Below are 15,007 nucleotides of genomic sequence, written 5' to 3' on the forward strand. Positions count from 1 at the left end.
ATACTTAATAAGTACTACGTGATCTGTCTTTTTTCCTTTAAGTATCAGTTCAATTGAGAATGTTTTTTATTTGAAATGTAAAAACTAAATAAGTGTGCAGATAGTTTATCTATTTTAGATTTTTTAGGAGGTTTTACAATGAGTGTACATATCGGAGCAGAACAAGGCGCAATTGCCGACAAAATATTATTACCTGGAGATCCTTTAAGAGCTAAATATATTGCAGAAACATTTTTAGAAGATGTAGTTTGCTATAATGAAGTTCGTGGAATGCTTGGTTTTACTGGTACATATAAAGGTGAACGAATCTCAGTACAAGGTACTGGAATGGGAATCCCTTCAATTGGTATATACGTTAACGAGTTAATTAATAGTTACGGCGTTAAGAAATTAATTCGAGTAGGAACATGCGGTGCAATACAAAAGGATGTTAAAGTTCGTGATGTTATTATTGCAATGACTACATGTACTGATTCTAACATGAATCGTTTAACATTCCCTGGTTTTGACTATTCACCATGCGCTAGCTTCGATTTATTAAAGAAGGCATATGACGGTGCAGTAAATCAAGGATTAAACGTAAGAGTTGGTAATGTATTAACTGCAGACGTTTTTTATAGAGAAAACATGGACATGGTTCAAAAACTAGGAGATTATGGTGTACTTGCAGTAGAAATGGAAACGACTGCATTATACACAATTGCTGCTAAATACAATGTAGAAGCATTAACAGTATTAACTGTAAGTGACCATATCTTCACTGGTGAAGAAACTTCAGCACAAGAAAGACAAACAACGTTTAATGACATGATCAAAATCGCATTAGACGCTGCAATCGCTGAATAAATAATGATCAAAAAAAGCCTGGACAAGAATTCCAGGTTTTTTTGATACATTTTTTTAAGCCTTTTTATGTTGTTTTTATTCCACATTTTTCATAAACGATTGTACAATGATATTACTAACAATTTAAATATTAGGAAGGTAGTTTATGAAAAAAAATCAATCAATATTATTTTTTACTTGGGTTGTGAGCATTATAGCAACACTTGGTAGTTTATCATTTTCAATTATCAATCATTGGACCCCTTGTTCCTTATGTTGGTATCAACGCATTTTCATGTATCCAATTGTTTTTATCATCGGAATTGCGTTTTATAAAAATAAAGTTAAGGATATTATTTATATCTTGCCATTATCAGTGATTGGTATGTTTATTTCGATTTATCATATTTTAATCCAGAAAGTACCTGCTATGAAAGAATCTGCCACACAATGTGGACCGGTTCCTTGTACTGGTGATTACTTAAATTTATTTGGTTTTATTACCATTCCAATGTTAGCCTTTGTTGCATTTTTACTGATTAACATAAGCGCTATTTACTTATTACGTAAATCAAATTAAAATCAACTTTTGTCTTTGTATTTTCAAATCCAAAAATCAACAACCCTATAGGAAATAGCCAATTAAAATAATTCAAGCTGCTCGGTTGAGGATGGACCAAATTCTATACCAAGCAGCTTCATTAATTCCTTCGCATTATCAGCTGCATCTCCTCCTGAGTTATTATTAAATAAGATGCATACTTCTTTCGTATGTCTTGATAAAGTTTCCAGTTTATCAACCCACTCACAGAGTTCTTCTCGATTATATCGATATAAATATCTAACTTCTCGCCAGTTCTCTTGTCCATTATGATTCCATCCGTATACATTTCTTCCGTGAAATCGAATTAATGTTAGCTCTTTGTTTGTTGGATGTAATATAGTTGGAATGCTTCCCATACCTGCTTGAGGTTCATCACAAATTGAATGGATCCACCCCTCTTCATTCATAAATGATAATGTTTGGTCAACATATTGTGGAAAGAACCAAGATTGATTCCTAAATTCCAATATTGCTGGGACTGAAGATAGTTCATTTTTGATTGTTCTTAAAAATTCCACGTTTTCCTTTTTACAATTAAACCAAGGCGGAAATTGAAAGAGAACACCTTTTAGTTTATTGTTTTCAATTAAAGGTTGAATTGAATCAAGAAAAGGCTTCAATAATTTTATTTGTTCTTCTTTTGAATAATTCTGTCTTGCATGTCCAGTAATTCCACCGTATGCTTTAACGACAAATGAAAAATCAGCCGTTGTATGATTCACCCATTTTTGATAATTAGATTGTGGCATAATACTATAATAAGATGAATCGATCTCTACTATTGGAAAGTGATTACAGTATTGTCGGAGTTTTTTTGATGAATGAATACGTTCAGGGTACAAACTATCATGATCGCCCCATCCAGTTACGCCAATTTTAATTTCCATAAACCGCTCCCATAAATCATTTTTTATTATATAATTATTACTATTATAAATTAAAATAAACAGAATTATTTGATATAATAATGTAATGTATAAACTTATTTTAGTAGAAATAGGAGTATAGTGTAAATGAATACGGATACCGTAAATGATCTAAAAGCTAAAGTAGCTAAATTAGAGGAAAAAGTAGAGATTTATGAAAAAATTATTTCTTCAATTACACCAGGTTCATTTTTTTCAGAAAATTATCTAAATTTAATAAATAAACATTCTTTATCATTCGAAACACCTGAATTAGTAGATGAGCTTTCTACCACCTTTTCTTCATTCATGTTCAAAAATAAAGTCATTCTTCAAAAAATCTTTGATGCCATTCCTCATCATATTCTATTTATTGACCCTAAAGGCATCATTCAATTTTATAATGAACAATGTGCGAGAGACTTCAAGGTAAATATTGATGAATATGTCGGTAAACATATAAGAGAATTATTAAGAACTGAAGATAAGGAAATTGCACTTCTTAACACGCTTTATTCTGGAAAAGAAATTTATCATCATGAAATTTTAAATAAGAATTATGGTATCGTAAATACAAGGATTATTCGTGATATGAATAATCAAATTGAAAGTGTGATTGGTATATTTCATTTTTTAAATGATGCTAGAGATTCTGAGAAACTAGCCATTTCTGGTAGAATTGCTGCTGGCATTGCACATGAGGTTCGTAACCCACTTACAACTGTTAGAGGATATCTTCAATTCGTTCAAGATGAAGCACCCGAGAGAATCAAACAATTATTTAATGACCTTTTAATCCCTGAATTAGATCGTGCTAATGGCATCATTACTGACTTTTTATCGATTACGAAAAATGCACCATATAAGCCAGAGCCAGTTTGTTTAAACGATTTTCTATTAAACTACATAAAACAATTATTTTTCAGTGAAACGGTCATCAATAATGTAGATATAAAGTATAATCTCTCTGAAGAATTACATAAATACAAAGTATTTTTTGATAAAAATCAACTTGTTCAAGTATTTCTAAACCTTTTCCATAATTCATTGGATGCTAAGAAAGACGGAAATCTACTCATTACAATTGAAACTCATGTAATAAATGATGAAATAGTGATTATTTTCAAAGATAATGGTTGTGGTATACCTAGGACCGTTCTACCATTTATATTTGATGCTTTCTATTCTACAAAGGATGAGGGTACCGGACTTGGATTATCACTTACAAAAAAATTAATACAAAATCACGGTGGATTCATTACTGCTACTAGTAGTTGTAATGGAACAGATTTTACGATTACTTTACCAATTAATTATGACGACAATAAAAATAGCATCGTTTGATGCTATTTTTTTATTATAAAATATAATAAAAAACCATTCTGCAACAGCAAAATGGCTAATGTTATTCTTTATTTATGGTACATTTGATTTGGCAATTCCTTTATGGAAAAAATCACATGATCTAGTTTTTGTTCTATACGATATAGTAAATAAAGTGTAACTCCGATTGGAAATCCAACTTCTTTTATCATACTAATCCAAAGCTCCATTTTTTCCTCCTCCTTTATCTTACATATAAGAGGAAAATGAAAAAATTCTTTAAACAGTTAAAATGATTTTACCAGTTGATTTACGACTTTCTAATAAATCATGAGCAAGCTTTCCATCTTTTAATGAGAAAACAGTTGGGGATTGAACATTAATTTGTTTCGTTGCAATCCAATTAAACAATTCTTTACTTCTATTTATTCTTTCTTCTTTCGAGACAAGAACATTCCATAAATCTCCACCTGTTAATGTTTTTGAAGTATCCATTAACATTCTAGGATCAATATGAACTGGGTCTCCACCGGCCATTCCATAAAAAACAACTGTTCCGTGTACTTTTGTTGCTTCAAAACTATTCATAATGGTCGAACCAACAGATTCATATACTACGTCTACACCGTTTTTCTTTTTCGTTAATTCTTTTGTTAATGAAACCCAATCTTCGTCATATAAAAGTACTTCATTTGCGCCAATAGAAAGGGCTTTTTCTTTTTTTTCATTTGAAGAAGTTAATCCGATAACCTCTCCACCTTTTAATCTAATCATCTGAGTGAGTAATTGACCTACTCCACCTGCAACTGCATGAACAAGTGCAGTATCACCTGGTTTGATTTGATAACTGTCATTCACTAAGTAATGCGCTGTTAATCCTTGAAGCATAACCGATGCCGCGATTTCAAAACTAATTTCATCTGGAATTGGTACAATATGAGTTTCTTTCGCTGCAACGTATTCTGCATTCGCATAAGGTACATCAGCAAATGCTACACGGTCACCTACTTTATATCCCGTTACTGAAGATCCGATTTCAGAAATAATACCAGAACCTTCATAACCTAAGATATAAGGTGGATTCCCAGCCAAATGATAATTTCCTTTACGGCGATAGATATCTGCAAAATTAACGCCAACAGCTTTCATTTCAATACATACTTCATCATCTGAAATCGTTGGTTTAGCAATTTCCTCATACGTTAAAACATCTGACGAACCAAACTCTTTAAAAACTAATGCCTTCATATTTCATACTTCCTAACATGTTTAAAATTCAAAAATAAAATCCTCGTCTGTCAATTTTTCCACTGTAACTGCTTTTACATACCCGTTTCCTTTTACAGAGAAGAAATCATGGTTCTTTGTATCAGTTTTTAGTCCATTTAAGACAATAGGATTAATATCTTCATCATCAAAATATGCTTCGAATCCTAAATTCATTAATGCCTTATTTGCATTGTAACGAATAAATTTATTTACTTCGTCCACTAAACCGATTGATTCATAAATTTCTGAAGTATATTGTAATTCGATATCATATAACTGAACTAATAATGACATTGTTTCTTTATATAGTCGAGCTTTTTGTTCATCTGAAAATTCATCATAAATTTGTTGTGCAAGAATACCTACAAATACTCCGTGAATACTTTCATCACGTAAAATCAGGTTAATAATCTCACCACTAGCAGTCATTTTACCTTGGCCAGCTAAGTATAATGGATAGAAAAATCCACTATAGAATAAGTAACTCTCCAAAAATACACTAGCTACCATTGCCATATATAATTCTTCTGAAGATACGTCGCGCTTTAATAAATTTAAATAATATGAAGAAATTAACTCAGATTTTTTTGTTAGGATTGGATGTTCATCGATCCATTTAAAAAGTTGATCAATTTCATCTTCAGTTGCAAGCGTTGTAAAAATATGTGAATAACTTTTCGCGTGGACTTCTTCCATTGCACCCATAAATGCTAGTACACTTTTTGCTTGTAAATTTTTCAAGTGTACTAAAATAAGTGGCATACCTTCTCCACCTTGTTTCGTATCTAATAAAGTTAATCCACCTAACACTTTTATAAACGTATCTTGCTCTTCCTTTTTAAGTGTATTCCATGTATTCTTATCAGACGAAACAACAATCTCTTCCTCAGTCCAAAATTGCGATAAATTTTGCTTCCAAAATACTAAACTAAAATCGTCTTCTTTTTTATTCCAGTTTACAGCTTTCATCTTAAAATGACCCCCTACTCACTAAAGAAAGCCCGAATATATAGATGCAGTATCATTAACATTCTCTATATACGAGCTTCCCATATACTTACTCATTAAATTTTCATATCATCGTTCTATTTACTCTATATTTTGTGCTTTGAGCATCGATCAGACTGAACAGCTAATACACTCTTCCACACTCAATTTTCTTGTACGCGTATAATATAAACTTTTCAATCCCTTTTTATTAGCATAGATATAATATCTTGCAAGTTCTCGGGTTGAAATATCACTATTTACATATAATATAGAGCTGATTCCTTGATCAATATGTTGTTAGATTTCAGCAATTAGATCAATTAATTTGTATTGATTAATATCGTAAGCCGACTTGTAATACCAGAAGCTTTGTTGTGATAAATAAGGCATTGGATAATAAGTTGTTGAATTTGCATATGTTCTAGATTCAATTACATTTACAATTGGCATAACTGAAGAAGTAGCGTTTTGAATGTAGCTAATTGATTGTGTAGGAGCTATTGCTAAGCGGTAGCTGTTGTATAAACCATATGCTTGTACTTGCTTACTTAATGTAACCCAATCAAATTCATTCGGAATATATATTCCATTAAATAATTCTTTCACTTTTGCTGTTTTCGGTTCAAAAGATTGTGTTTTGTACTTATCAAAATAAGTACCTTTTGCGTATTCACTTTTCTCAAAGTCTTTAAATGTTTTTCCAGTTTCTTTTGCAATAAACATACTCTTTTCTATTGAGTAATAGTTCATCATCATAAAGAATGTACGGGCAAAATCCTTTGCTTCTTCACTTTCATAGGAAATCCCATTCTTTGCAAAATATCCATGTAAATTCATTGCACCTAAGCCCACTGAATGAAGTTCATCATTTGCCTTTTTAACAGTAGGTGCATTTTCAATTTCAGTCATATCAGATACAGCCGTTAATGCTTCAATTCCCATATGAACTGAATCCCTAATTGCTCTATTTTCCATTACATTGACGATATTTAACGACCCTAAATTACAGTTAACATCTCGATTAATTACATCCTCAGAGCCATAATTATTGATCTCTGATGTTTCTTGTAATTGAAAAATTTCTGTACATAGATTTGACATCTTAATTTCGCCAATATCTTTTAAAGCATGCTGGTTGTTCGCATTTGTTTTATACATTAAGTATGGATAACCAGATTCAAGTTGAATCGCAGCAATCTTAACTAATAAATCACGAGCTGATAAATCAAGTTTTTTCTTTTGGATTTTATCGTTATTTACAAGTTCATCGTATTTTTCATCTATATCAATATCATCTAAATGAATGCCATATTCCTTGTAGACCGTATATGGAGCGAATACGTAGAATGGCTCATTTTTTTCTGCTAGTTCAAAGAATTTATTTGGAACAATTAAGCCAATCGATAAAGATTGAATTCGGCTTTTCTCATCGGCGTTAATTTTTTTCGTATCAAGAAACTCAATTACGTCCCAGTGGAAAATATTTAAATATGTTGCACCAGCACCTTTACGTTGGCCAAGCTGGTTTGCATATGAGAATGAATCTTCTAATAGCTTCATTACAGGAACAACACCACTTGCAGCGTTATCAATTTCTTTGATTTGTTCTCCACGTGCTCTAAGCTTAGATAAATTCAGTGCAACGCCACCGCCAATTTTTGAAAGCTGCATTGCTGTATTAATTTGAAAACCGATAGAGTTTAAACTATCATCCATTTCAAGTAAGAAACATGAAACCATCTCACCTCTTCTACTTCTACCAGCATTTAAAAACGTCGGAGTAGCAGGTTGATAGTTTTGTTGAATCATCATTTTCGCTAAATTTAATGCTTTATCAATATTGCCTCGTCCTAAATAAAGAGCAACGATTGCAATTCGATCTTCATATCCTTCTAAATAAAACTTTCCATCGTTTGTTTTTAATGCATAGTCCTTAAAGAATTTAGATGCTGCCATATATGATTGGAAAGTAAATCCAGCCTGATAAACTAGTTCATACATTCTTTCAATCTCAGTAAGGGAGTATTCTAATTCTACCTGATAATAATAGTTTTCTTGAGTCATATACTGTAAGCGTTCTTTAACAGAAGAAAATTGAATTTTTCTATCTTCTACTTCTTTTAGGAAACAAAGTAACGCTTCTTTATCTTTTTCAAGATCAAAAAAACCATCCTTTTTAATTGTTAATTCATTATTCAGCTCAATATGTCTCAAGCTTTTCCACTCCCTCAAGAAAATATTGTATATCACGACTTGTCCCTGACATTTCGAATTTTGACAAGACCGGTACGTTATATGTTTTGGCAATTTTATCTGCACTGGCTGCAAATGAATCTCCCCAGTTTCGATTGCCACTTGCACTTACTGCTCTTAGGTAATTTGAATTTTTCTCCAAAAAATGATGTACATTGTCTGGAACACTTCCAAATCCAGTAGTATAGGTTACAAGAATATAAGGTTCTTCGATTTTTAGTCCATCTTTTATTTGAATTGACGGCATTCTAATTTTATTGACAAAACGTTTAACATTGCCAGTCATTGAACTGTAAACTATCACCATAGGATCACCTCATTTTATATGTAAGAATATTTTATGAATATTTAAAATTCTCATGTTATATACCTACATATTGTATTACCTTTTTATAACAAACACAATATATAGTTTCCTAAATGTAAAAATAAACATTTCGACAATCTCACTCAGAATGAAACAATAAGAGAAATTTAACAAATTATGGAGAAGAGTGCAATAAAGTGTAAAACGATTTTTTTGTCAATTGAGCCATACCGAGAAACATAAAAAAAATACCCAATAACACCTTGCAAAACAAGAAAAAAGTAAAAAAAACTTTTTTTTTTTGCAGTTGGTTTCATGAGTACTTCTTAAAAAGTTATATATTTTTAAATATTTGTTAACTTCTAGCTTCTTCTATATATGTATAAATTACATCGCCACCATGTTGAGCAATTCCTCGGAAGTGTTTAAAATCCTCTCGATTCACTATAATTTGTCTAAAGGTTAAAAAATCTTCTTTTTTGATCATTATTTGTGTAATTTCACCGTTTTTAAGTTGTTCAATTAGATTCAGCATTTCATTTTGTTCCATATTCTCACCCTTTAATAATAGATCTAATTTGATTACTGTTTTAAAGCTTCCATCTAACATTATCAAAGATGTTACTATATGAAAACTAAATTTTTACATCTAAAATTTTCTCGGTGACAAATACATTTGGATCTTCATTCTTAACTAGCATGACTTCGATTTCTCCATCTATTATGACTAAAAATGCTTTTGGTATTAATTCTAAGCCAGTTCCAAGACATTCAAACTGAACTTTTGCATGCCCCTCTCCTAGTAGAACGACCATTTCAAAAAATGGAATGACAATGATCTGATCAAAAAATAAAATTGGATCACCAATCAAAGTATTACTACCGACAAATTCTTTTATTTCTTCTTCTAAATCGTACTGTAATTCTTCAATCCATTTCTTCAAGAAAGTAACCTCCAAAAAGTGCTACATCCATTTTTTACCCTTCTTGTAATTTTTAAACATATTTTTGAATTTAAATTGACTAAATTGTAAAAAAATATTCAATTTTCTCTTTACCTTTAAACCGTTTTCATGCATTATAGAAGGTGTAAAATGAAAACTTTTTATAGGAGATACGCTCATGAAAATTGCAGAAGCTGGAAATATCATTGAGTTTAAACAAGGGTTAAAAGGAAGAGTTCAAAAAGTGAATAAAAATTCTGTCATAGTAGACATATCGATAATGGAAAACTTTAGAGATTTAGAAATGGAACCGCTAACAGTTGTAAACCATAAAAATTATAAAATTGTAAGAACCGCAGAATAATTGTTCAATAGATAAGTTCGATAAACACATTTTGTGTTCCAGTAACGTTTTAATTTAAACATGAATCGTCAGTTACTACGTCTTGTTGAGACTAGTAAATTAATCAGATTATTAATTGTAAAAGTTTTCTTGTATTTTAAAGAATGACAATATAATAGAAACCTTATCTACATACTTTTACATTTTTTTAAAATTTGTAAAATAATAAGCGTTTCAATCATCCTAAGTCCCGTGTGCGTCACGGGACTTTTTTTATGATTACATTTGTTAATGTGAGTAAACTGGATAATTTTTTCAGATTTGGACATAAAACCAATCTAAAAAAATTGAAAAGAGCAATTTTATATTATTTGGTTTCTTTGTCCAATTCTTTAAAAGATTTTACTTTTTCATGTGGTTGCTGGTTCGTTTTTCTTTCATTCCAAAAACGTTCTTTTTCACTTTTTGATTTCGTCATCATTCCACCCCCTTATGTAATTTCGTTTTTTATCCTTTCACAAAATTGTAGATTTTATGTAATCAATCATTTTTACATATTTTATACAAAATTCACTTGTAAAAAATAGCGTTTGTTATTAGGTGAACTTCAAAATTTTTTTTTTGCTAATGAGCTTTGATTATTCACACCGTTTTAAAAAGGAAGATTTGAATGAAGATTTGAATGAACTTTTTAACAAAGCATAATTTTAAAAATGCTGTAGCCGTTTTTATTATTTCATTTTTATTAATATTTGGTAGTTTGTACTCCTATTCAAAATTAAAGGTCGGGGAGCTTCTAGATATTGAATTTGCTATTTCTGTTCAAGTAGTATACCCTGGACAAATTACCACGAATCTTGAAAATACTTTTAAATCAATTGATGGTATTATAACTTTATCAAGCTCGTCATTTGAAAGTGTATCTGTCATGAATTTAGAATTTACTTTTTTCAATACGAAAAAACTCCGATTCAAGTGCGAATCGGAGTTTTCTTATTATAGGCTGTGATCATTAACCCCATCTAACCATTTTTTGACCGGTGCTAATGTTGTTTCGATACTTCCTTCATTAAAAGGTGATTCTAGTTTTGCTTCACTTACTAGACCTAAAAATGATTTACTGCCTCCTAATTGACATAAGCCAACATAGTCTGACCACGCTGCATCACGATCTTCATGCATTTTATTCCAAAATTGTAATGCACAAATTTGGGCTAATGTATAATCGATGTAATAGAAAGGTGATTGGTAAATATGCCCCTGTCTTTGCCATAAGCCACCTTTTTCTAAATAGCTATTGCCATCATTTACGCGATGAGGTAAATATTTAGCTTCTAATTCTTTCCAAAGACCATGTCTTTCTTCTGGTGTTAATTCTGGTTTTTCATATATTGCATGTTGAAATTCATCAACTGCAACACCATAACTAATAAATGTAACGGCACTACTTAAATGAGTAAAGTAATATTTCTCTGTATCCTCTTTAAAGAAGTTTTCTTGCCACGGCCAAGTAAAGAATTCCATACTCATTGAGTGAATTTCACAAGCTTCATATGTCGGCCAATAATACTCTGGGGTATTAAATTTACGACTCTCAAAAACTTGGAAAGCATGACCTGCCTCATGCGTTAAAACATCGATATCTCCTGAAGTTCCATTAAAGTTAGAAAAGATATAAGGTGCTTTGTAATTAGGAATATAAGTACAATAGCCTCCTCCCTGCTTTCCTTCTTTCGCAACTAAATCCAATAAATTTTCATCAAGCATGAATTGGAAAAATTCACTTGTTTCTTTTGATAGTTCATCGTACATTTTTTTACCGTTTTCAATAATCCACTCTGGACTACCTTTTGGAGTTGCATTTCCTGTTACAAACTCGAATTTATCATCATAATAGTAAAGCTGATCAACACCAATTCTCTTAGCCTGGCGCTCCCTTAGTTCAGTAGCAATTGGTACAATCGTGTCATAAACTTGGTCTCTAAACTTTTTCACATCGCTTGCATTATAATCTGTTCTTAACATTCGAGCGTATGCTAATTCAACAAAGTTAGAAAATCCTAATTTATTTGCAATACTAGAACGAATTTTTACTAACTTATCAAAAATTAAATCAAATTTATCCTGGTTTTCAGAGAAATAACCAAAGTATGTATCATAAGCAACTTTTCTTACTTCTCTGTCCTTATCCTCGAAATGAGCTGAAATTTGTGCTAATGTTTTCACCTCTCCGTAGAATGGTAGCTTAGCTGCAGCAACCAATTTACCATATTCAGTCGTCAATTTATTTTCTTCTTGCAGATCAGGAATTACCTCTTCACTTAAAATTTTCACTTCACATTCAGCTAATGCAAATAATTGTTTACCATATTTTTCTTCTAATTTCTCTCTAAAAGGTGAACTAATCAACGCTTTATAATACTGCTGACCGTAGGATTGTACAATAGGCGTATTCTCATCGAAAAAAGCTTGCTCATCTTCGTAAAATTTATCATTCGTATCAATAGAATGACGAATTGCACAAATATTTTCCATTGTAGAAAATTCATTTCTTAAGTCATTAATTTCATTCATTGCTATCTCTTGTTCAAAAACTGTTGAAGCATCATAAAAATTTTGTAATCTTTTTTTAAAGTCTTCTCCGAAATTTTTTATATTTGGTCTAATGTATTGGTAATCTTGGAAACTCATGTTTATCCCTCCATTTTGTGTGATATTGCTATTATATAAAAAAAAGTCTAGTAAAAAAACCAAAACTTGAACTAATTTCTGAAAATTTAAAATTATTAACGTATGACTAGATAAGTATTAATTTTATCCGATAGTAATATAGAAGATGAGTTTTGTTGTAAAAAAAATGATACTATATGACCTTTTCGTTTTTTTTTTGAATAATTACAATAAATCTAAATGAAAAGTAACATTTTTATACAACAAAACAGATTTAGCGACATAATTTTGCATCTAACATAAAGATTTTATAGAGAGAGGAATTTTGGGGATATGGATAAAAGCTCGGTTATAGGTGTCATATTAGGATTTATTGCAGTTGGAGTTGGGATGGTATTAAAAGGAGTTTCGCCTGCTGTATTAGCGAATCCAGCAGCCATCTTAATTATCATTCTTGGAACAATTGCAGCCGTTGCAATCGCATTTCCGATGAGTGAATTAAAAAGGGTACCCGCATTATTTAAAATTTTATTTGGTAAAGAAGAAAAAGAAAGTGTTTTAGATGTCATCCAATTATTTTCTGATTTAGCTGTTGTAGCTAGAAGAGATGGGCTTTTAGCATTAGAAGCAAAATTAAATGAAATTGAAGATACATTCTTAAAGTCAGGTTTAACTTTAGCAATTGATGGACAATCACCAGAATATATTAGAGATGTTCTTGACGAAGAAATAGATGCAATGAAAGAACGTCATCATGCTGGTGCTTTAATCTTTACACAAGCAGGAACATATGCACCGACACTTGGAGTTTTAGGGGCAGTAATCGGATTAATAGCGGCTCTTGGTAATTTAAGTGACACTGATTTACTAGGTCATGCAATCGCAGCTGCTTTCGTTGCAACATTAATGGGTATTTTCACTGGATATGTTTTGTGGCATCCATTTGCTAACAAATTAAAGCGTAAATCTAAAGCTGAAGTAAAAAGAAAAGAAATTATGATTGAAGGTATTTTATCAGTATTAGAAGGTCAACCTCCTAGATTAATTGAACAAAAATTAGCAGTATACTTACCAATTAAAGAGCGTATGTTAATCAACTCAGGAGAGAAAGCTGATGAGTAAAAAGAAAAAACATGAAGATCACGAGGAGCATATTGATGAAAGTTGGTTAATACCTTACGCGGATCTACTGACTTTATTATTAGCACTTTTTATCGTTCTTTTTGCTTCAAGTAGTGTTGATGCAACTAAGTTTAAACAAATCTCTGATTCCTTTACAACCATTTTCAATGGCGGAACTGGGGTTATGAATTATCCGACTGAGACCATCCCTCAAGAAAATACTAAAGGGAATTCAAATGAAAAAGATAATAAAGGTAATGGAGAAACTACTCAAAAAGAACTACAAGAAGTAAAAGAAAAAGTAGACCAATATATAAAGAATAGTAAACTTCAAGGTAGTCTAAAAACTCAATTAACTGATGAAGGCTTATTAATCACAATTACAAATGACGTATTATTTGATTCAGGTAGTGCGATTGTTCGAACGAATGAACGAAGCATTGCAACACAAATTTCTAACCTACTGATTTCAAACCCGCCTTTGAGCGTTATTATTTCTGGGCATACTGACAACATCCCAATAAAAAATGAATTGTTTCAAGACAACTGGGATTTAAGTGTTACACGTGCTGTTAACTTTATGAAAATCATGTTGGATAATAAAAAATTAAAACCACAATCATTTAGTGCAAAGGGATATGGAGAATATAAACCAATTGCAAGTAATCATACAAATAAAGGAAGAGCAAAAAATAGACGAGTTGAAATTTTAGTTCTTCCAAGTAACACGAACCCAAATACGAAATAATGACAATGAAAAAAGCTCACTTAAAGTGAGCTTTTTTCATTTTGATTCATGATATCCGATTTTCTTTAATAAGTGAATTAAGAAGTTTTTCTCCTCGTTTGAAAGATCACTCATTTGTTCATGTAAGAATTGTTCATGGATTGGGAATATCTCATTCATTAATGTATTTCCACTGTCTGTAATCTCTGCATAAATGACTCTTCGATCAGCGCTGCATGGGTTACGTACAACAAGCCCTTTTTTCTCTAACTTATCGACTACGTAAGTGATACTACCGCTCGCGATTAAAATCTTTTCACCAATATGTTGAAGTGGCTGATTGCCTTTATGGTACAAAAGCTCCAAAACAGCAAACTCTGTCGGATTTAGATTAAATTCTGCAATTGATTTATTGGCAGAGTCATTTATTTTTCGGTGCGCTCGAGATAATACAATAAATAGTTTTAATGAACGCTCTATTTCATCTCTATTCGTCTCATTCATACTAATACTCCTTTAATTCCAATTAAATACTCTATCTATTTTATGAATACCCTATTGTTTCATATTACGGTTTTTCGATGATAAAATAAGGCTCGATAACCCTTGAGAGTTTTTCTGATATGAAATAATAAGCTCATCTAATTCTTGACTGGCCCTTAATGTAAGTTGTTCATTCAAACCTCTAGTTTCCGCAAAAAATACCATTTCTTCTCTTTTTAATG

Annotated in this window: 17 protein-coding genes and 1 pseudogene; 6 read left to right on the top strand and 12 right to left on the bottom strand. The window is 31.2% G+C overall.

What is annotated here, in order from left to right; genetic code table 11:
- Window positions 1–138 precede the first annotated feature (138 nt).
- Together deoD and V7056_RS11815 are read left to right on the top strand one after the other, a co-directional pair.
- A complete protein-coding gene (gene deoD / locus V7056_RS11810; protein ID WP_499702152.1) occupies window positions 139–846 on the top strand; it encodes a purine-nucleoside phosphorylase in 708 nt (235 codons plus the stop codon).
- Window positions 847–991: 145 nt separating this feature from the next.
- Window positions 992–1,405, top strand: a complete 414-nt coding sequence (locus V7056_RS11815; protein ID WP_499702155.1) for a disulfide oxidoreductase — start codon at window positions 992–994, stop codon at window positions 1,403–1,405.
- Between the two features lie 62 nt (window positions 1,406–1,467).
- On the opposite strand, the gene V7056_RS11820 is transcribed toward V7056_RS11815, so the two are convergent.
- Window positions 1,468–2,316 carry a DUF72 domain-containing protein gene (locus V7056_RS11820; RefSeq protein ID WP_499702157.1) on the bottom strand — a complete coding sequence of 283 codons (849 nt, stop codon included), beginning with the start codon at window positions 2,314–2,316 and terminating at the stop codon, window positions 1,468–1,470.
- A 126-nt stretch (window positions 2,317–2,442) separates the two neighbouring features.
- On the opposite strand from V7056_RS11820, the gene V7056_RS11825 reads away from it, so the two are divergent.
- Window positions 2,443–3,678 (top strand): two-component system sensor histidine kinase NtrB, encoded by a 1,236-nt coding sequence (locus tag V7056_RS11825; protein WP_499702159.1) that lies wholly within the window; start codon window positions 2,443–2,445, stop codon window positions 3,676–3,678.
- 68 nt (window positions 3,679–3,746) lie between these two features.
- On the opposite strand, the gene V7056_RS11830 is transcribed toward V7056_RS11825, so the two are convergent.
- The 7 genes and pseudogenes from V7056_RS11830 to V7056_RS11860 all read right to left on the bottom strand — a co-directional run bounded on the left by V7056_RS11830 (window position 3,747) and on the right by V7056_RS11860 (window position 9,420).
- Window positions 3,747–3,887 carry a YvrJ family protein gene (locus V7056_RS11830; protein WP_499702161.1) on the bottom strand — a complete coding sequence of 47 codons (141 nt, stop codon included), beginning with the start codon at window positions 3,885–3,887 and terminating at the stop codon, window positions 3,747–3,749.
- 49 nt (window positions 3,888–3,936) lie between these two features.
- Entirely contained in the window at window positions 3,937–4,905 is a 969-nt protein-coding gene (locus V7056_RS11835; protein WP_499702163.1) for a quinone oxidoreductase family protein, read from the bottom strand.
- Between the two features lie 21 nt (window positions 4,906–4,926).
- Window positions 4,927–5,895, bottom strand: coding sequence for a class 1b ribonucleoside-diphosphate reductase subunit beta (gene nrdF / locus V7056_RS11840; RefSeq protein ID WP_499702165.1), 969 nt, complete (start codon window positions 5,893–5,895; stop codon window positions 4,927–4,929).
- Between the two features lie 150 nt (window positions 5,896–6,045).
- Window positions 6,046–8,130: pseudogene (gene nrdE / locus V7056_RS11845) on the bottom strand (class 1b ribonucleoside-diphosphate reductase subunit alpha).
- Window positions 8,117–8,476, bottom strand: coding sequence for a class Ib ribonucleoside-diphosphate reductase assembly flavoprotein NrdI (nrdI, locus tag V7056_RS11850; RefSeq protein ID WP_499702167.1), 360 nt, complete (start codon window positions 8,474–8,476; stop codon window positions 8,117–8,119). Before nrdI ends, nrdE begins: the two are co-directional and overlap by 14 nt.
- 355 nt (window positions 8,477–8,831) lie before the next feature.
- On the bottom strand, window positions 8,832–9,026 hold the full coding sequence (gene ykzS, locus V7056_RS11855) for a protein YkzS (protein WP_499702169.1): 195 nt from the start codon (window positions 9,024–9,026) through the stop codon (window positions 8,832–8,834).
- 85 nt (window positions 9,027–9,111) lie between these two features.
- Entirely contained in the window at window positions 9,112–9,420 is a 309-nt protein-coding gene (locus tag V7056_RS11860; RefSeq protein ID WP_499702171.1) for a hypothetical protein, read from the bottom strand.
- A 178-nt stretch (window positions 9,421–9,598) separates the two neighbouring features.
- Between V7056_RS11860 and V7056_RS11865 the strand changes: the two genes are divergently transcribed.
- Window positions 9,599–9,784, top strand: a complete 186-nt coding sequence (locus V7056_RS11865) for a YkvS family protein (protein ID WP_069035503.1) — start codon at window positions 9,599–9,601, stop codon at window positions 9,782–9,784.
- Window positions 9,785–10,130: 346 nt separating this feature from the next.
- Here the strand turns inward: V7056_RS11865 and V7056_RS11870 are convergent, their stop codons facing one another.
- Entirely contained in the window at window positions 10,131–10,241 is a 111-nt protein-coding gene (locus V7056_RS11870) for a DUF6254 family protein (protein ID WP_219732201.1), read from the bottom strand.
- A 518-nt stretch (window positions 10,242–10,759) separates the two neighbouring features.
- The gene (locus V7056_RS11875; RefSeq protein ID WP_499702174.1) at window positions 10,760–12,454 is read right to left on the bottom strand and encodes a M3 family oligoendopeptidase; all 1,695 of its coding nucleotides are present in this window, start codon (window positions 12,452–12,454) and stop codon (window positions 10,760–10,762) included.
- Between the two features lie 312 nt (window positions 12,455–12,766).
- On the opposite strand from V7056_RS11875, the gene motA reads away from it, so the two are divergent.
- Window positions 12,767–13,555 (top strand): flagellar motor stator protein MotA, encoded by a 789-nt coding sequence (gene motA, locus V7056_RS11880; protein ID WP_499702176.1) that lies wholly within the window; start codon window positions 12,767–12,769, stop codon window positions 13,553–13,555.
- Window positions 13,548–14,303, top strand: a complete 756-nt coding sequence (gene motB, locus V7056_RS11885) for a flagellar motor protein MotB (protein ID WP_499702178.1) — start codon at window positions 13,548–13,550, stop codon at window positions 14,301–14,303. Before motA ends, motB begins: the two co-directional genes overlap by 8 nt.
- Before the next feature lie 36 nt (window positions 14,304–14,339).
- Here the strand turns inward: motB and V7056_RS11890 are convergent, their stop codons facing one another.
- Window positions 14,340–14,786 carry a MarR family winged helix-turn-helix transcriptional regulator gene (locus tag V7056_RS11890; RefSeq protein WP_499702180.1) on the bottom strand — a complete coding sequence of 149 codons (447 nt, stop codon included), beginning with the start codon at window positions 14,784–14,786 and terminating at the stop codon, window positions 14,340–14,342.
- 51 nt (window positions 14,787–14,837) lie between these two features.
- On the bottom strand, window positions 14,838–14,990 hold the full coding sequence (locus V7056_RS11895) for an aspartyl-phosphate phosphatase Spo0E family protein (RefSeq protein ID WP_499702209.1): 153 nt from the start codon (window positions 14,988–14,990) through the stop codon (window positions 14,838–14,840).
- Window positions 14,991–15,007: the final 17 nt, after the last annotated feature.

The organism is Bacillus sp. JJ664 (assembly GCF_036962205.1).
In the GTDB taxonomy this organism is placed as follows: domain Bacteria; phylum Bacillota; class Bacilli; order Bacillales; family Bacillaceae_G; genus Gottfriedia.